Annotated in this window: 18 protein-coding genes; 9 read left to right on the top strand and 9 right to left on the bottom strand. The window is 74.4% G+C overall.

The window, feature by feature from the left end; genetic code table 11:
* The first annotated feature begins 59 nt into the window (after positions 1-59).
* Both LN652_RS00280 and LN652_RS00275 read left to right on the top strand, forming a co-directional pair.
* Complete coding sequence (locus tag LN652_RS00280; RefSeq protein ID WP_230442729.1) at positions 60-467, top strand: RidA family protein; 408 nt, start codon at positions 60-62, stop codon at positions 465-467.
* Positions 464-1,393, top strand: coding sequence for an alpha/beta hydrolase (locus LN652_RS00275; protein WP_230442728.1), 930 nt, complete (start codon positions 464-466; stop codon positions 1,391-1,393). Before LN652_RS00280 ends, LN652_RS00275 begins: the two co-directional genes overlap by 4 nt.
* Before the next feature lie 70 nt (positions 1,394-1,463).
* On the opposite strand, the gene LN652_RS00270 is transcribed toward LN652_RS00275, so the two are convergent.
* On the bottom strand, positions 1,464-1,961 hold the full coding sequence (locus LN652_RS00270) for a signal peptidase I (RefSeq protein WP_230442727.1): 498 nt from the start codon (positions 1,959-1,961) through the stop codon (positions 1,464-1,466).
* 209 nt (positions 1,962-2,170) lie between these two features.
* On the opposite strand from LN652_RS00270, the gene LN652_RS00265 reads away from it, so the two are divergent.
* On the top strand, positions 2,171-2,803 hold the full coding sequence (locus LN652_RS00265) for a hypothetical protein (RefSeq protein ID WP_230442726.1): 633 nt from the start codon (positions 2,171-2,173) through the stop codon (positions 2,801-2,803).
* Positions 2,800-3,810: a hypothetical protein gene (locus tag LN652_RS00260; protein ID WP_230442725.1), complete on the top strand. Its 1,011-nt coding sequence runs from the start codon at positions 2,800-2,802 to the stop codon at positions 3,808-3,810. Before LN652_RS00265 ends, LN652_RS00260 begins: the two co-directional genes overlap by 4 nt.
* 134 nt (positions 3,811-3,944) lie before the next feature.
* On the opposite strand, the gene heR is transcribed toward LN652_RS00260, so the two are convergent.
* Positions 3,945-4,730, bottom strand: coding sequence for a heliorhodopsin HeR (gene heR / locus LN652_RS00255; RefSeq protein WP_230442724.1), 786 nt, complete (start codon positions 4,728-4,730; stop codon positions 3,945-3,947).
* Positions 4,731-5,050: 320 nt separating this feature from the next.
* On the opposite strand from heR, the gene LN652_RS00250 reads away from it, so the two are divergent.
* Complete coding sequence (locus LN652_RS00250) at positions 5,051-5,347, top strand: hypothetical protein (protein ID WP_230442723.1); 297 nt, start codon at positions 5,051-5,053, stop codon at positions 5,345-5,347.
* Positions 5,348-5,368: 21 nt separating this feature from the next.
* Here the strand turns inward: LN652_RS00250 and LN652_RS00245 are convergent, their stop codons facing one another.
* Positions 5,369-7,777, bottom strand: a complete 2,409-nt coding sequence (locus LN652_RS00245; protein WP_230442722.1) for an excinuclease ABC subunit UvrA — start codon at positions 7,775-7,777, stop codon at positions 5,369-5,371.
* 257 nt (positions 7,778-8,034) lie between these two features.
* Here LN652_RS00245 and LN652_RS00240 point away from each other — a divergent pair, with 257 nt between their 5' ends.
* Complete coding sequence (locus tag LN652_RS00240) at positions 8,035-8,556, top strand: response regulator (protein WP_230442721.1); 522 nt, start codon at positions 8,035-8,037, stop codon at positions 8,554-8,556.
* Positions 8,557-8,698: 142 nt separating this feature from the next.
* Here LN652_RS00240 and LN652_RS00235 read toward each other — a convergent pair whose 3' ends face one another.
* From LN652_RS00235 to LN652_RS00225, 3 genes are all read right to left on the bottom strand, one after another.
* Entirely contained in the window at positions 8,699-11,350 is a 2,652-nt protein-coding gene (locus LN652_RS00235; protein WP_230442720.1) for a hypothetical protein, read from the bottom strand.
* Positions 11,351-11,430: 80 nt separating this feature from the next.
* A complete protein-coding gene (locus tag LN652_RS00230; protein WP_230442719.1) occupies positions 11,431-13,587 on the bottom strand; it encodes an ATP-binding protein in 2,157 nt (718 codons plus the stop codon).
* Positions 13,588-13,760: 173 nt separating this feature from the next.
* Positions 13,761-14,156 carry a response regulator gene (locus LN652_RS00225; protein WP_230442718.1) on the bottom strand — a complete coding sequence of 132 codons (396 nt, stop codon included), beginning with the start codon at positions 14,154-14,156 and terminating at the stop codon, positions 13,761-13,763.
* Between the two features lie 257 nt (positions 14,157-14,413).
* Between LN652_RS00225 and LN652_RS00220 the strand changes: the two genes are divergently transcribed.
* The gene (locus LN652_RS00220; RefSeq protein WP_230442717.1) at positions 14,414-14,935 is read left to right on the top strand and encodes an RNA polymerase sigma factor; all 522 of its coding nucleotides are present in this window, start codon (positions 14,414-14,416) and stop codon (positions 14,933-14,935) included.
* Entirely contained in the window at positions 14,928-15,809 is an 882-nt protein-coding gene (locus tag LN652_RS00215; protein ID WP_230442716.1) for a hypothetical protein, read from the top strand. The genes LN652_RS00220 and LN652_RS00215 overlap by 8 nt, the downstream gene beginning before the upstream one ends.
* 16 nt (positions 15,810-15,825) lie before the next feature.
* On the opposite strand, the gene LN652_RS00210 is transcribed toward LN652_RS00215, so the two are convergent.
* The 3 genes from LN652_RS00210 to LN652_RS00200 form a co-directional block, all read right to left on the bottom strand.
* Positions 15,826-16,782: a hypothetical protein gene (locus LN652_RS00210; RefSeq protein WP_230442715.1), complete on the bottom strand. Its 957-nt coding sequence runs from the start codon at positions 16,780-16,782 to the stop codon at positions 15,826-15,828.
* A 131-nt stretch (positions 16,783-16,913) separates the two neighbouring features.
* Positions 16,914-17,075 (bottom strand): hypothetical protein, encoded by a 162-nt coding sequence (locus tag LN652_RS00205; RefSeq protein WP_230442714.1) that lies wholly within the window; start codon positions 17,073-17,075, stop codon positions 16,914-16,916.
* The gene (locus LN652_RS00200; RefSeq protein WP_230442713.1) at positions 17,072-17,266 is read right to left on the bottom strand and encodes a hypothetical protein; all 195 of its coding nucleotides are present in this window, start codon (positions 17,264-17,266) and stop codon (positions 17,072-17,074) included. Before LN652_RS00200 ends, LN652_RS00205 begins: the two co-directional genes overlap by 4 nt.
* Between LN652_RS00200 and LN652_RS00195 the strand changes: the two genes are divergently transcribed.
* Positions 17,265-17,411: a hypothetical protein gene (locus LN652_RS00195; protein WP_230442712.1), complete on the top strand. Its 147-nt coding sequence runs from the start codon at positions 17,265-17,267 to the stop codon at positions 17,409-17,411. The two genes, LN652_RS00200 and LN652_RS00195, sit on opposite strands and share 2 nt — an antisense overlap.
* The last annotated feature ends 7 nt before the right edge of the window (positions 17,412-17,418 follow it).

Here is a 17,418-nt window from a genome sequence, read left to right as displayed (position 1 = left end):
GTGCCCTTCGCACACCAGGTATCACTTGGATACCGCATTCCCCACGACAGGAGACTCTTGTGACCGCTCGCCTCACCAGCCCGGACGGCATGCTGCAGCACGCCCCGTACCACCACGTCGCCGTGGCGACCGGGTCCACCCACGTCCACGTCGCCGGCCAGGTCGGCCAGGTCGGCAACGAGCCGGTCGCCGCCGACGACCTCGCCGCGCAGGTGGCGCAGGCGCTGCGCAACACCGCGACCGGCCTGGCCGGCGCCGGCGCCTCGTTCTCCGACGTGGTCCGCCTCACCTTCTACGTCGCCCGGTGGACGCCGGACCGGATCGAGACCCTCATGGCCGGTGTGCAGTCCGTCGCCGACGAGGTCGGGCTCCCCATGCCGATGCCCCCGGCCTCCCTCATCGGGGTCGAGGTGCTCTTCGAGCCCGACGTGCTCGTCGAGGTCGAGGCGACGGCGGTGCTGCCGTGACGCACGTGGTCCAGCACCTGCGCATCCCGCGCGGCCCCCTCGAGCTCGCCGCCGACCTGCACCTGCCGGCCGACCACGACCCCGCCGTGCCGCGGCGCGCCGTCGTGCTCTCGACGCCCGGCAGCAGCGTCAAGGAGCAGATCGGCGCCACCTACGCGTCGCGGCTGGCGCAGCGGGGGCTCGCCGCCCTCACCTTCGACCCGGCCCACCAGGGCCGGAGCGGCGGCGAGCCGCGAGACCTCGAGGACCCCTACCGTCGCGGCGAGGACATCTCGTACGCCATCGACGCCCTCGGCGCCGTCGACGGCATCGACCCGGAGCGGATCGGCGCCCTGGGCATCTGCGCCGGCGGCGGCTACGCCGTCCACACGGCCCGCACCGACCACCGCATCAGGGCGCTGGCCACCGTCGTGGCGGCCGACATGGGCGCCGCGTGGCGCAGCCCCGGCCTCTCCCCCGACGGCCCGGCGGCCGCGCTCGACGGGCTCGCCGCGGCGCGGACCCAGGAGGTCGTGACCGGGACCCTCGACCGGTCCGCGTGGCTCCCGGACACCCTCGACGAGGCGGACGCGGCCGGGATCGACGACGTCGACACCCGCCAGGCCGTCACCTACTACCGCACCCCGCGCGGCGGCAGCGCCCACTCCACCAACCGGCGCCTGACGCGCAGCGACGCGCTCCTGCTCGGCTACGACGCCTTCCACCTCGTCGACCCGCTCCTCACCCAGCCGCTGCAGGTCATCGTCGGCGGCAGGCGGGGAAGCACCGGTTCCTACGAGACCGGCATGAGGCTGTGGGAGATGGCGCCCCGCCCGGTCGACCTCCTCGTCGTCGAGGGGGCCGGCCACTACGACCTGTACGACGTCCCGGAGCACGTCGACCAGGCGGTCGACCGGCTCGCCACCTTCTTCGACGCCCATCTCTGACTGCGCTCGACGTGCACGGCCCCGGGCACAATCACGCCGACGAGGCGACCCACACCGAGGTCGAGCTCTTCTACGCCCTCTGAGCCACCGTCGCACGAGTCCGCACCGTGGCCAGCGCGGTCAGGGACAACAGCCCCACGAGACCGAGGGCGAGCCTGCGGTGCTCGCCGGTGTCCCGCCACATCACCAGCATGCCGATGTAGGGCACCCGGATCCGGGCGAGCCCGGTGATCTCGCTCGCGGTCATGGGCGTGGAGTCCTCCAGCGCGTTGGCGTCGCCGCGCGTCACGACCGTGCCGTCGTCGGCCACCGTGCTCACCCGGTGCAGCAGGGTCCGGTCGGGGAAGTCCGGGTCGGCGAACCGCACGACCCAGCCCGGCCGCACGTCCTCGGTGTCGACGGGGAGGGTCAGCACGACGTCCCCGGGGCTGATCGCGGGCGCCATCGAGCCCGAGAGCACCACGGTCGCGTCGTAGCCGGCCAGCAACGGGAGCACCGACCAGGCGAAGAGGCCGACCAGCGCGGCGAGCGTACCGGCGGCGAGGGCACGGAGAGGCTCGAGGACCACTCCCGACCACCTCCTCGGTCCGGACGGCTGTTGTCACCCCTCCCGATCGGTCCCGGACGTTCGATGCTGAGGCGGACGGCACACCGATCTGGCGTCGGGACGAGGTGGAGGTCCCGTTTTTCCTCAGGACTCGCTGCCGGCTGCCGACTGCATGGGTGCGGGGGGACTCACCCATCGGGGTGAGATGAGCGCGCAGACAGGAAATCCCCATGCCCCGGAACAGTCGTCACGGCGCCAGGAACCGCCGTCGCAACACCGCCGTCGCGGTGACCTCGGGCTTCCTGGTCAGCGGTGTCCTCGTGTGGCACTCCTCGTACGCCGCGTTCACCGACTCCACCACCAACCCCGGCACCAGCTGGACGGCCGGCCAGGTGGACCTCAGCGACAACAAGAACGGGACCGCGCTCTTCGCCGTCACGTCGATGGTCCCCGGCACGACCGGGTCGAAGTGCATCGTCGTGACCTACAGCGGCAACGTCGCGACCGCGGTGAGGATGTACGGCGCGTACACCGATGCCGACGCCAACGTCGTGCCGGACGCCACCGGGCTGGCGTCGTACGTCGAGCTCGCCGTCCAGGAGGGCTCGGGCAGCCAGGAGAACTGCAGCGACTTCTCCCCGACCTCGACCCTCTACGGCAGCCAGCCGACCTTCGACGCCACCAGGACCGCCGCCCACTTCGTGACCAACGTCGGCAGCTACGCGACCGGGGTCAGCTCGTGGGCGCCGTCCTCGACGACGTCACGCACCTACAAGATCAGCTACCAGCTCAAGGACAACGACCTGGCCCAGGGCCAGTCGCTGGAGCTGGACTTCGTCTGGGAGGCACGCAGCACGCCATGAGGTGGGTCATCGGGCTCGTGGCGGTCCTCGCCCTGGGCCAGCTGGCGCTCGCCGACGGCACCGGTGCGGCGTTCCACGACACCGCGGCCAACCCCGGCTCCCGCCTGGGAGCCGACACCCTGGACCCGCCGAGCGCGTTCTCGGCGTCCCGCTCGTGCGCCCTGGCGGTGCCGACGTTCCGGGCCGCGACGACGAACGCGAGCGACGGCACCGCCTCCTTCACGTTGGCCAAGCCGGCGGGGGTGGTGTCCGGCGACCTGCTCCTGGCGGTGCTGATCCACGTGGACCAGTCCAACCCCCCGGGTCTGCCCTCGGGGTGGACGGCCCTGCGGCGGGGCACCGCGAACAGCCAGTCGGTGCTGGCCTGGAAGCTGGCCGGCGGCAGCGAGCCGTCGTCGTACGTCTTCTCCGTCGACGCCTCGGACGTGACGTCGGGCGCCATGGTCGCCTACTCCGGCGTCAACCAGTCCTCGCCGATCGGCGCCCACGGCATGAACGAGTACGGCGCGAGCTCGACCTTCACCGCGCCGTCCGCGACCTCGACCGACGCCTCGACCCGGCTCGTGGTGGGCTACGCCGTCGACAACTACGCCAGCACGGTGAGCGTGCCAGCGACGACCACGAGCCGCGCGTTCGTCAACGGCAGCGGCGGCGGGCAGCCGGCGACGATCCGGATCGTCGACCGCGAGCACGCGAGCGTCGGCGCGTCCGGGACCTCCGCGGCGACGCTCACCAGCGGCAAGGACGGCGCAGCGTTCTCGGTGCTGGTCCGCTCAGGGGCGCCGAACCCGGTCACGCTGACCTGGACGGCCACCTCGGACACCTACGCGACGGGGTACGCCTGGACCCGGACCGGCTCGGGCGCCACGACCACGGTCTCGGGTCGGACGACCACGACCGGCAGCGACGCGACCCTCGCGCTGACCTCCTCGGCGACGTACTCGCTCAGGGCCTCCTTCCTCACCTGGCGCTCGGTCGCCGCGACCTCGACCGTGCCGGCCTGCTGACCGACCTCTGGTTCCGCTCGAGTCCGCGCCCGGGAACGGCTACCCGTCGACGAGGTCGCCGACGTCGTGCGGCCGGCGACGACGAGGTCGGGCTCCCGATGCCGATGCCCCGGCCTCTCCCCCGACGACCCGGTTCAGGCGAGCGAGCCCGCGAAGATCTGCCAGGCGAGGGCGGACTTGGCGACCAGGCTGAGCACGAGGTAGCTCTTCTCGCCGAAGGCGTAGCTGCGCCAGCGGCCGACCTCGCGGTACTGCAGCCACTGGTTGAGCGCGAAGCTCATGAAGAAGACGAACAGGGACACGAAGATCCCGAACACGAAGCCCGGCACGTCCTCGCGCGCGGCGACGAGGTTCCAGGTGATGGCGACCCACGGCGCGGCGCCGGCCACGCACCCGAACCAGAACGGGAGCATGGTCGTGGAGGTGCGACCCGGCGGGTTCATCAGCTCCTGGAGCCACCCGAACAGGATCATCGCGACGTTGGCGCCGATCACCCCGAAGACGGCCGACACCTCGACGATGCCGTTGTAGAAGGCGATCAGGACGATCATGATCGTGGCGCTGAACGAGTACTCGACCCAGCGGAACGCGTTCAGCCCCCGTCGCAGGTCGCTCTCGTAGCGGCGGCGACCGACGGTCGCGGTGACGAGGTGGTCGACGGCCGCGAGGGTCAGGAACGCCGCGATCGCCCACCCGACGTTGACGTCGACGACGGACTCGGGGTCGGCCAGGGCGGTGCCCGGCGGGCCCTGGGCGTAGGACGCGATCACGGTGATGGCGAAGTCGCTGGCCAGCACGAGGACGGCGACGGCCTGGGCCGCGTGCAGCACCGTCAGGCCGAGGTTCCAGTGACGGAGCCCCCTCAGCGAGGCGTCGTCGACGCCGGCGGCGGTCGGCGGCGTGGACGTGGTGGGGGCCATGGTCGCCAGCGTACGCACCGCCAGCGGTCGCGGGTGAGGTTCGACGTCGTGCTGGCGGGCTGTCGTACGTCTCACACCCCGCGAGGTCGTGGTTGTCCGCGTGCGGTCGCTATCGTCCGACGCACACCTCCACACGTCCCGCGTGCCGAGGGGAAGCCGGTCCGAGTCCGGCACTGACGCGCAACCGTGGTTCACCCTCGTGGTGATGAGTCGGAGTGCCTCGCACGCGGAGTCCACCACATGCTGTCGCGATCGAGCAGCGGGTCGAGGCGCCCGGCGCCCCGTTCCCCTGCCCCTTGCAGCAGGAAGGAACCGACCCCATGACCGCCACCGGCAGCACCCGACCCGCCGACACCGGGACCTACGTCACGCTCGCCGACTTCCTGGTCGCCCGGCTGACCGAGGAGCTCGAGGCGTTGTGGGACCGCGACGCACGCGGCACCGGCGTGGACCGGCCGGGCCTCCCCGCGCAGGTGGCGGTCGTCGACGAGATGCTCGTGACCCTGGACTCCGGCCGGTTGCCGGACCGGCGCGACCTGCGGATGCTCCTCTTCGCCTACGGGACGCACCCCGACTACGACCCGTCGTGGACGCGACACCTGGTCGGGTCCGGCTGACCCTCCCGGACCGGGCCGTGCTCAGGCGTCGAGGTGGCGGCGCAGGTGCTCCGCCGTCGCGCCCGTGCCGGAGCGCGCGACGTCCTGCGGCGTCCCGGTCGCGACGACCCGTCCGCCCTGGTCGCCCCCGGCCGGGCCCAGGTCGATCACCCAGTCCGCGCCGGCCACGACCGAGAGGTCGTGCTCGACCACCACCACGGTGTTGCCCGAGTCGACGAGGCGGTGCAGCAGGCCGGCGAGGACCGCGACGTCGGAGGCGTGCAGGCCGGTCGTCGGCTCGTCGAGGAGGTAGAGCCCGTGGCCCCGGTCGGCGCGCTGGAGCTCACTGGCGAGCTTGATCCGCTGCGCCTCCCCACCGCTGACCTCCATCGCGGTCTGGCCCAGCCGGACGTAGCCCAGACGCACGTCGCACAGCGCCCGGAGCCGTCGCGCCACGGCGGGGACCTCGTCGAAGACCTCCAGCGCCCGGTCGACCGACAGGGCCAGCACGTCGGCCACGGTGTGGCCGCGGTAGGTGATCTCCAGCGTCTCGTCGTTGAACCTGCGCCCCTGGCACGCCGAGCACGGCGTGGTGACGCCGGGCAGGAACAGCAGCTCGACGTTCTGCACGCCCTCGCCGCGGCAGACCTCGCAGCGCCCGCCCGCCACGTTGGGCGAGAACCGGCCGGCGCCGTAGCCACGCCGGCGCGCCTCGGGAGTCTCCGCGAAGAGCTTCCGGACGGTGTCGAAGAGGCCGACGTAGGTCGCCACGTTGGAGCGGGGCGTACGGCCGATGGGCCGCTGGTCGACGACGACGAGCCGGTCGACCTGCTCGGCACCGCGCACCTCGCCGATCTCCGCCGCCTCCCCTGCGTGGCCGTCGAGCAGGTCACGGACGGAGCGCCCGAGCACGCCGTGGAGCAGGGTGGACTTGCCGGCCCCCGAGAGGCCGGTGACGACGGTGAGCGCGTCCAGCGGGACGCGGACGTCGAGGTGCTGGAGGTTGTGCACGGCGACGTCGTCGGCCTCGAACCAGCGCGACGGCGTCCGGGTCGCGTGGCCGTCGGGCCGTGCGCCGCCGAAGAGGAACGGCGCGGTCGCCGAGCCCTCGACCCCCTCGAGCCCCGCGAGCGGGCCGCTGTGGACCACGCGGCCGCCCGCCGCGCCCGCGCCGGGCCCGATCTCGACGATCCAGTCGGCCCGCCGGATCACGTCGAGGTTGTGCTCGACCACGAGGACCGAGTTGCCGCCGGCCTTCAGCTGCTCGAGGACGTCGAGCAGCGGCTCGGCCTCGGCGGGGTGGAGGCCGGCGGACGGCTCGTCGAGGACGTACGCCACCCCGAACAGGCCCGCGCGCAGCTGGGTCGCGATCCGCAGCCGCTGGGCCTCGCCCGACGACAGCGTCGTGGAGGGACGGTCGAGGGAGAGGTAGCCGAGGCCGAGGCGCACCAGCACCTCGAGCCGGCCGGCCATGTCGGCGCACAGGCGCGCCGCGACGTCGTCGCCGTGCGCGCGCGAGCGCAGGACCTGCTCGAGCTCGACGATGGTCGAGCAGCTGAGCTCGCGGATGGTGCGACCGTCGAACGTCACCGCCAGCGCCTCCGGACGCAGCCCCGCACCCCCGCACGCCTCGCAGGGCGTGCTGCGCATGAAGCGCTCCATGTCGCGGCGCGCCTTCTCGCTCGACGACGTCGCGAGCACGTGGTGGACGTGGGCCCGCGCGCTGCGGAAGGTGCCCATGTAGTCGCGTCCGCCGCCGCCGTCCTTGTCCGCCGGCCGGATCAGCACCGCCGGCCGCTCGTCGGTGAACAGCAGCCACTGCCGGTCGGCCTCCGCGAGGTCCTGCCACGGGGTGTCGACGTCGATGCCCAGGCGGTGGGTGACCCGGCGCAGGTTGTGTCCCTGCCACGCGCCCGGCCAGGCCGCGATCGCTCCCTCCCGGATGGTGAGCGAGGTGTCGGGCACCAGCAGGTCCTCGGCCACGTCGTGCACCACGCCGAGGCCGTGGCACACGGGGCACGCGCCCACGACGGTGTTGGGCGAGAACGCCTCGGCCGAGAGCCGCTCCGCGCCGTCGGGGTAGGTGCCGGCCCGCGAGAGCAGCATCCGCAACAGGTTGGACAGGGTGGTGAGGGTCCCGACGGTGGAGCGCGAGCTCACCCCGCCCCGCTGCTGGCGCAGCGCGACGGCCGGGGGCAGTCCGGTGATCTCGTGCACGTGGGGCGTGTCGACCTGCTGGAGCAGCCGGCGCGCGTAGGGCGCGACGGACTCGAAGTAGCGGCGCTGCGCCTCGGCGTAGATCGTGTCGAACGCCAGGGACGACTTGCCCGACCCCGAGACCCCCGTGAAGACGACGATCGAGTCGCGCGGGACGTCGACGTCGACCTCGCGCAGGTTGTGCTCGGACGCGCCGCGGACACGGACGTACCGGTCGGTCTCGTGGTGGGCCATCGGGCCTCCGTCCTCGGTCGAGAGGCTCCGCGCCAAGCCCGACGTCGACTATGGCACGACGCGGCTCGGCGAGGGTCACGCGGTCGCCTCCACCCGTGCACGTCGCCCGGGACGTTGGTCCTGATCTCCCCCGCCGACGGTCCCGGCGGTGCTGCGTCCGGCTGCCGCGGGCCAGGTACGCGGCTAGATTCGGTCCGAGGCTCGGGACTCCCGTCGGCCGCGCGTGCGACCGGCCAGCGTGGGGAACGAGGGAGGACATGGCGGATCTGCTGGTCGTGGACGACGACGACGACGTCCGGGAGGTCGTCGCGCTCAAGCTGCGGCGCTCGGGTCACCGGGTGCACGCGCTCGGCGACCCTCGTCAGGTCCTGCCGTTCGTCACGACGGCGCCCGTCGACCTGGTCGTGCTCGACTGGAACATGCCCCACCTCAACGGCGGGGAGCTGTGCGCACGTGTCCGGATGCTGCCCCACCTCGCCGACGTCCCCGTCATCGTCGCCAGCGCGTTCAGCGACGGCGACACCCGGGAGCGGGCCCTCGCGGCCGGGGTCAACGCCTTCCTGCCCAAGCCGTTCTCGTTGGCCGAGCTGGACTCACTCGTCACGGTGCTGCTGAGCCCGCCCGCGGCGGACGGGACCGCCCCGGACCTCCCGTGGCTCAGGCGACCGCTGCTCCGGGCCTTCGTGCGCCCGTACGACTCGTGCCCGAAGGGAGCGTGCGGCGACCTCGGGTGCGCCCAGCGGGTGTCGGCGTGTGCCGCACCCCTCGCCCGCACGTGAGCGTCCTCGTGCGTTGGCAGACCCGGACGCCCGCCGGCCAGGCGTCCGGGTCCTGGTCGATCAGCCGCGTGCTTGACGGAGCGACCTGCCCGCCCTGTACCCCGTCGGTGCGTGCGGCATGCTCCTCACCGTGTGTCCTGGCTCACTCGTCGGTGTCCAGGCCCCCGGCGTCCTCGTTGCACTCGATCTGCGGTGGCTCCTCGCCGGAGACGGCGAGCAGCTGCAGGTCGGCGATCGCGGGTCCGCGGAGGGCGAACGCGAGGGCGCCGGTCCGCGAGAGACGACCGCGGCGGTCCTCGTAGACGTAGCCGCCGACCTGACGGGCACCCACGGTGTAGACGCACTCGTCGAACCGGTCGATCTCGGCGACCGGCTCCGCCAGGTCCTCGACGTCCTCCTCCAGCGCCGCGACCCGGTCCCGCAGGTCGCCCCGGCCGGCCCGGTCGACCCCCTCGCCCGGGTCCGCGCCGCAGCCCGCGCGGCCGCGCCGGCCGGCGAGGGCGAGGAGCTGGTAGTCCGGGTCGTCCCACGCGCTGGTGTCGAGGTCGATCGCGGCCCGGTGGCCAGGACGCTTCGCGCCGCGCCCACCGGTGAGGTAGCCCAGCCGCTGCCAGCCCGACCCCGCCTCGGTGACCGGCACGCCGACCAGGCACGACTCCCACCGGTCGAACCGCTGCGCGCGGCGGCGGACGTCGACGGCGGTCGCCTCGAGAGCGGCGAGCCACGGCCCGAGGGCGGGCGGCGGCGTCCGGTCCGGGGCGGCGTCCGGCGACGCCTGACGCGGCTCGGCGCCGGTGCCGTTGGGGTCGGGCGCCCGCGACAGGCACTGCGGTGAGGTCGCGAGGTCGAGCAGGCGCCAGTCGGCCCTGCCGCGGCGGGCGACCGCGAGTGCGGGCCGCAGGTCGACGCCGGTGAAGTCGCGCTCGTCGTAGCGGTAGCCCCAGCGGTGCCGCGGGTCACCCCGCCGGACCACCCGGACGCCGGTGAGGCACCCCCTGGTCTCGGCGAAGCGCCCGGCGCGGGCCCGGAGGTCTGCGAGCAGGTGGTCGAGCCGAGCCAGCCGGCCGCGCAGCGACCGGGACCGGACGGCCGGGTCCGGGACCGCCGCGTGCGGTCGGGAACCGGTCGGCGGCGGCCACGCGCCCGTCAGTGCCGGTTCGGGAGGGACGCTCGACCGCGGCCCGGTGCGGGCGTCGCGGCCCGTGCGGCCGCTCTGCGCGGCGCCGATGTCGCAGCGTGCCCGGGTGTCTCGCGGGCGGCCCTGCGCGTCGTGCGCGAGCACCTCCCGCCACGACACGTAGCCCGCCAGCAGCTGGCCGGCCGGGACCGGGCGGGGCAGCACGGACGGACGACCGGTGCAGTGGGTGCGCGGCACGGCGCGGCGCACCGGGCTGTCCCGTCGGGGCACGAGCACGAAGCCGCGCGGGTCGTCCTCGAGCGGCCTCAGCAGCGGGTCCTCGCCGCGGAGGTCGGTGGGGTGGTCGAGGCGGCAGGTGTCGTCGCTGACGAAGTTGAAGCCGCGCGAGTCCCCCGCGTAGACCCGGCAGCTGCGGCGGGTCGGGATGGTGTCTCCGGTCACCCCCTCCACGACCGGCGGGCCGACGATCGAGGCGAAGCTGGTGAACGGGCCGCCGGCCCCGAGCTCGCCGCCCACCGACGCGATGTTGGCGACGACGGTGGAGTGGACGAGGTCGAGCGAGCCCGCCGCCAGCAGCCCGCCGCCCTCCCCCTCGGCGTAGTTGCTGGCCACGGTGGCGTTGACGAGCACCATGTCGCCGCGCGACCACAGCCCACCGCCCGGGTGGGCGACGGCGAGGTTGCGCGCGACCGTCGAGTTCACCACGAGCACGTCGTCCTCGCCCGAGATGGCGCCGCCCCGGTCGTCGGCGCGGTTGCCGATCAGGGTCGAGCCGTAGACCGCCACGTCCCCGTCGAGGGTGAAGATGGCCCCACCCGGCCCGTCCGCGGCGCTGCCGTCGATGTGGGAGCCGATCACCGTCACGTCGCCGTCCTCGTCGGCGTAGAGGGCACCGCCGTCGCCGTCGGTGGTGTTGCCGTCGATCTCCGAGCGCACGACGAGGATGTCGCCGGTCGACCCGATGGCGCCGCCGGACCCGTCGACCAGGTTGTTGCCGAGGATCGAGTCGTAGACCTGGACACCCCCGCGGCGCGCGTAGAGCCCGCCGCCGTCGTCGTTGGCCAGGTTGCCGGTGATCCGGGAGCGGTGGACGGTGATCCGCCGCATGGAGAAGACCCCGCCGCCCGGCTCCTCGGCCAGGTTCTGGAACACCACGACGCCTCGCAGCATCACCTCGCCGCGCGACGTCAGCGCGGCGCCGGGGCCGTCCGCCCCGCCGCGGGTGAGGGTGACCCGCCGGATGTCGAGGTAGCCGGTGCCGTCCTGGCGCAGCAGCCGCTTCTCGAAGCAGGTCTGCTGCAGCACGTGGTCGTGGCCGTCGAGCACCAGCGGGTACGGCGACTCGCGGATCGGGTCGCCGACCCCGCAGTTGCGCAGCAGGATGTCGGCGCCCAGGTCGATGCGCCGGCGCAGGGGGTCGGTCCAGGCGGCGCGGAGCTCCTCCTCGGTCCGCACCACGTCCTCCCCGACGGACGCCTCCGCCACCGACGCGGCCGACGCCTCCGATGGAGCAGGCGGACCCGCTGCCAGCACGGCCGGGACCCGCGCCGGGTCGTACGACCCGCCCGGCAGTCCGCACGTGCCGGCCACGACCGCCGCCACGAGGACCAGGGCGGTCGGCACGAGGGAGCGACGTGGCGGGCCGTCGTGCACCATCTCGTCCTCCCCTGGCCGAGCGTGCTCTCAGCGTAGGAACGGAGGTGGCCGGGTCAGGGAGGCGCGCCGGTGCCGCAGCGTCAGTGCGGCCCCGGGCGGAACGGGAACGTGACGGTGACGGTCGAGCCGTGACCGGTGGGGCCCGGGCCGAGCTCGATGGTGCCGCCGTGCCGGTCGACGGCACGCGCGCAGATGGCCAGCCCGAGGCCCGCCCCCGAGCGGGACCGGGCCGTCGCCCGCACCCGGGTGAAGCCGTCGAAGACGGTGGACCGCATCTCCTCGGGCACGCCGACGCCGTTGTCGGTGACCTCCACGACCGTGACGCCGCGCCGGGGGTCGCGGCTGGACGTGACCTGCACGACGGGCCGGACGCCGTCGGCGGTGTACTTCACGGCGTTGCCGACCACGTTGGCGAAGACCTGCCTCGCCAGGACCGGGTCGGCCACGACCTCGCGGTGGCCGGCGAAGGTGACGACGGGGTCGCGGCCGCTGGCCGCGACGACCTCCTCCGCGACGTCGTCGACGAGGCGCCCGAGGTCGACGGCCTGCAGGTCGAGGGGGGCGCTGCTGGCCGTGGCGTAGGCGAGGAGGTCACCGATGAGGCGACCCATCCGGTCGCCCGTGGCGCTGATGCGGCCCAGCGCCTCGATCGTCTCGTCGTCGTGGACGCCCCGGTCCGCGAGGTGCTCGGTGAGCACGTCGAGCCACGTCGTCATCGCGGCCAGCGGGTTGCGCAGGTCGTGGGCGACCGCGCCGGTGAACGTCTCGAGGTCCCGCACGCGCTGGTGGTGCGCGGTGTCGTCACGCATCGACACGACCGCGACGCGCCGGTCGTGCAGGCCGACGAGGTCGAGCGGGTCGGCCCGCACGCTCACGTACGTGTCCGACGACCCCGTCCGCCGGCCCTCGGCTCCCCCGGCGCCATCGCCCGCAGCGCAGCCGGGCCGGGCCGCGGTCCCGTCGTCGCGACGCACCACGAAGGCCGCGGAGGCGGTCTCCCCCGTGCTCAGGGCCACGGCGTGCGGCATGGTGGCGAGGTCCATCGGCTCGCCGTCCGCGCGGTGCACCCCGTAGCGGGCCGGGTGGTCCTCGTCGGTGATCTGCTCGCCGGGCCCGGGCACCAGCCTCGCGGCGGCGGTGTTGCGCACGAGGATCCGGCCCCGGTCGTCGATCACGGCGACACCGTCGTGCAACCGGTCGGTGACGGCGTCGAGCAGCTGGGCGCGCTCGTCGGCCTCCTGGCGCGCGGCGCGGAGCTCGAGCGTGAGCTCGTGCCGCTCGCGGATGGCCCACGACAGGGTCAGGCTGATCGCGGTCTGGACGAGGACGAAGACCCGGACGACCAGGGCGCGCACCTCGGGGTCGGCGATCGAGCTGAACGGTCCGCGGTCGGCCAGGGTGGCGAGGATCGCGGCGCTCCCGGCCGTGGTGATGTAGACGGCGGCGACGACGGGTGAGAACCGGAAGCCGACGTAGGCGCTGACCGCGACGAGGAGGAACGCGAGGGACATCCCGCGCGGGCCGTCGAACACGAGGAGGATCGCGACCACCGTCACCACGGCGGTGGCGGCGAGCTCGGCGAGCCAGTCGGGGCGACGCTCGTTGACGACCAGGTCCGACCACGCGACACCCCGACGCCGCTCGTGGTGGGTGGCCACGACGGCGAGTCCCAGGCCCGCGACGACGAAGACACCCGTCGTGCTGCGCACGACCCAGGCGAGGACGGTGAAGGCGGAGGCCTGCCCGGTGAGGAGGTACGTCGCCAGCAGGCCGAGCGGCGCGCCCACGACGGCCGCGGTCACGGCTGCGCGGGCGAGGGCGGCGACGCCGCGCGTCGACCCCATCACCGGCTCGCCGAGGTCGGGGCTGCCGTGCTCGGGCGCCGCGTGGCGGACCAGCACCCATCGGGCGGTGCAGGCCATCACGGCGTTGGCGAGCGCGTACGTCGTCGCGGGCCCGGGCGGCAGGCCGATGAGGAGGTTCACGCAGGTGGTGGTGGCCAGCAGCAGGGCCACGTTCGGCGCGAGGTCGCGTCGAGAGGTGCCCTGGAGCCACAGCGCGGCGATCCCGGCGGCCGGCCAGAACAGGACGCGTCCGCTCCCGGGGACCGTGGTGACCCACCCGGCCACGATCGCCGCGGCGTTGACGGTGGCCCACGCGGCGGCCCGCACGGCAGGCGACAGCACCGGCTCCCACGCTCGCGGCAGCGCCGCCTGCTCGTCCTGCCCGATGCCCACCTGTTCTCCCGTCGCTCCGTTCCACCCCGCTCCAGCCGGAACGTAGGGCCGCGGGGGTCTCGACCGCCATGGTCGAAGGTCCTGTGCGCACCACTCGATCGGGCGGTCCGGATCGCCCGTCGGTGTCATCCGTCGGCGACCACTCGGAGCGTGGCCACCACCTCGGCGGCGGATCAGGCCGGGGCGGGCCGCGCGCGCGGGACCGACGGACCGAGGCTGTCGGTGACGAACTGGTCGAGGTCGGCGAGCCGGAACGGCTTGGCCAGGAAGCCGGTGGCACCGGCCGCCATCGCGCGCGACTTGGTGTCGTCGTCGGTGAACGCCGTGACGATGACGATCGGGATGTGGGCGAGGTGGGGCAGGTCCCGCAGCCGGGTGCAGAGCTCGCCGCCGTCCATGAACGGCATGCTCCAGTCGAGCAGGGCGAGCTGGTAGGGCTCCTCGCCCGCCTGGGCCAGCGCGGCCCGCGGGTCGGCGAAGTCGCGCGGCTCGTGCCCGGCCCGCCGGACCCGCATGGCGACGATCTCGCGGATGTCGTCCTCGTCGTCGACGACCAGTACCTGTGCCATGACCCCTGCTGTCCCCGTGTGTCGGCGGTCCCCGTGCGGGACCTCGTGTGCGCACCTCGACGGTAGGCCGTGCCGGCGCCCTGCGAGGGCGCGTCGGGCCGACGCGGGACCATCGGCCCGACAGGTCGACCCCATGGGGCCATCCGGTCCGGGACCACTGGTCCCGGTCCCGACCGGTGGCGCGCGCCGTGCAACCTCCCCGCCGCCCCGGGCGTAGAACTGGTCGACGAGCCCCATCCGGAGGAGGAGGTGTGCTGATGGACCCGGACGAGTTCGACGAGCTCTACGAGGCGTCGCACCGCCGACTGACCGCGCAGGTCTACGCGATGACCGGCAGCTGGGACGAGGCGCAGGAGTGCGTGCAGGAGGCCTTCGAACGCGCGTGGGCGCGGCGCGAGCAGCTCCGACGCGCCGAGCACCCCGAGGCCTGGATCCGCACCACCGCCCACCGACTGGCGATCAGCCGCTGGCGGCGCGTGGTGCGCAGCCGGCGTCCCGCGGACCGGGCGCTCGCGCGGCCGGTCGTCACCGCCTCACCGGACGCCGACCACGTCACCCTCGTCGACGCCCTGCGCCAGCTCCCCGACGCCCAGCGCCGGGCCCTCGTCCTGCACTACGTCGCCGACCTGTCCGTGCGCGACGTCGCCGCCGAGCTCGGCGTCGCGGAGGGCACCGTCAAGGCGAGGCTGAGCCGAGGACGCGCCGCGCTCGCCGTGCTCCTCGCCGACCCCCAGCACGACGCTGGCCCCGAGCTGACCGGAGGTCTCCACCATGCCTGACCCCCTCGACCTGCTGCGGACCTTCGACCGCGACCTGCCGTCGTCCGGGACCACCGGAGCCGAGCTGCGGCGACGCGGGGACCGCCGGCGTCGGCGCGACCGCACGATCGCCGCGGCCGGGGCCGCGGTGGCCGCGGCCGCACTCGTGGTCCCGGCCGTCGTGCTCCTCGGCCCGGACGGCGACTCGGTCCAGCCGGCACCCGCGCCGACCACGCCGACCACGCCGCCGCAGTCCTCCCACACCCCCGGTCCCACGCCCGACTCCACGCCGAGCCCCACCGGCGACCCGACCCCCAGCGGCTCGGCCGACCCCGCTGTGCTCGGCGACGTCCCGGCCGACTTCCCCCTGCTCGACGGCTATCCCGACGACAGCGCCGCCGAGCCGGGTGAGCAGCTGGGCCGCCAGGGGCCGAGCCCGACGCTCGACCGGCCCGAGCTCGACTTCGCGCCCTGCGGGGACCCACTGCCCGTCACCGCGGTGACCGGCCGGCTGCGCGGGGCCTGGCTCAACGTCGAGGACTTCCGGGCGCGCCAGCTGCTCACCTTCGCCGATGCCGACCAGGCGGTGGCGTTCGTCGGCGACGCGCAAGCCTTCTTCGCCGCGTGCCCCTCGGAGCCGACTGCGCCGCGCACCGTCCTCGACACGAGCGTCGCCGGGCAGTCGTTCGCGGTCGGGCAGGGCAGCGGGGGCCCGATCGGCCTCACCGTGGTCCAGGTCGCCCGGCTGGGCCGCGCGGTGCTGATGGACGTGGTCTCCGGCGAGGGCTACGCCGCGGACCTCGAGGGGTCCACCCGCGAGCAGGCCGCCCTGATGGCGCAGGACGCCGGCGGCGTCCTGGCCGCGATGTGCCGTTTCACCGAGGCGGGCTGTTGAGGGCGGGTGACCGACGTCAGCGCGGGTGCGCCGGCTCGCGCAGCAGCGCGACACCTCCGAACTCGTGCAGCTCTGCGTCCTCGACGAAGGCGACGAGCTCGCCCGCAGCGACGGCGTCCTCGATCAGGTCGTCGACGAGGTCGTGGCACGCCTCCCCGGCGTCGCCGCGCGAGCCGGGGTGGACGTAGCCCTGCTCGACGAGGAGGGTGCCCGGGACCCGGTCGGCCACGGCCGCACGGCACGCATCCAGTCCCGCCACCACCCGTGCGGGCTCGAGCTCGGCAGCGGCGAGGAGAGCATCGAGCGTCCGGGTGCCGCGGCGGTGCAGGTAGTCCTGCACGCACAGGGCGCTGACGGTGAACAGCCCCTCCGGCGTTCCCGTGTCCGCGCCGCGGACAACGCCCGCGAAGCGGTGCCAGCCTCGCGTCGCGACCTCCAGGCCCGCCAGCAGGTCCCCGTCGTCCCCCGCCAGGACCAGAGGCGCCGGGTGCTCCTCGCAGGTGCGGCGGACCGCCGTCTCGATCCGCTCGAGCAGCTCGCCGCGGTCCTCGAGGCGTGCCTCGGGCTCGCTGCCCGTCGGCACCACGGCGCGGGTGCTGCCGACGGGCGCCCACTCGACGGACTCGAGCAGCGTGACGCGTCCCGACACCCGGAACACCCGCGCCCCGAAGTCGTCGACGCGCACCACGACGTGGGGCGGCGTGCGGTGCATCGCCCGGAACAGGTCCCTCGTGGCGAAGGTCGGCTCGACCACGGCCTTGTCGTGGACGGTGACGGGCAGGGCCCACATGCGCGACACCTGGCGGCTGACGAAGATCCCGAGCGCGTGCTCGGTCCGGCACCCGACTGCCACGCCCACCTGGCGACGCAGCTCGCGCACCAGCCGCTCCCCACCCTCGACGGCGTCAGTGCGCACCCGGCGCTCGACGTCCCGCACCATGCGGTCCAGGCGGCTCCGGTCGGTCCGGGTCATGCGCGGCGCAGGGAACGTCGACATCACCACGGAGATGCACGGACCGACCGCCGCGGCCGTGAGCTGCGCGACCGCGGCAGGTGTCAGCTCGCCCGTGGGGACGCGTCGCGCCGCTCGGGCCTCTCCGGCCGTCACCACGGCCTCCGTCCCCGTGGGGCCGACGACCGCCGCACGACCTCGACGCGGACGAACGGGTCGTCGGGCCACAGCCAGGCGACCTCGCGCTGGCGGTCCGCCACGTCGAGCGACGCCCCGTCCGGCCGACCCGCGGCGACCAGCCTGCGCAGGTTCACGTCGACCGCCCCACCGGGTCGAGCAACGAACCGTCGTCGCGGCCGTCGTCCGGCGGGCCGACCGGGCGAGGACGGGCCCTCCGCAGGGACCCCGACGCGTGTCGGCGCGACACGCCTCCCCTGTCGAGCTCGCGCAGCAGCCACAGGCCCGACCAGACGGCCAGGGCGAGGAGGATGAGGACGTCTTCCATGCTGATCACCACCGTTGTCGTCGGTCCGGGCGCCGTCGCCCGGATGGTGACCAGGAATGGTCTCTCCCGTCCCGGTGGGGACCCGGTCGCCGGGCCGAGGGCCGTGGTGACGACGACCGGAGGTGGGATACTCCCCGACCCCTGATGTGCGA

Origin of the sequence: Nocardioides okcheonensis (assembly GCF_020991065.1) — a bacterium.
GTDB lineage: Bacteria > Actinomycetota > Actinomycetes > Propionibacteriales > Nocardioidaceae > Nocardioides > Nocardioides okcheonensis.
Note: the sequence above shows the minus strand (reverse complement) of the source record. Positions and strands in the feature narration are given on the sequence as shown.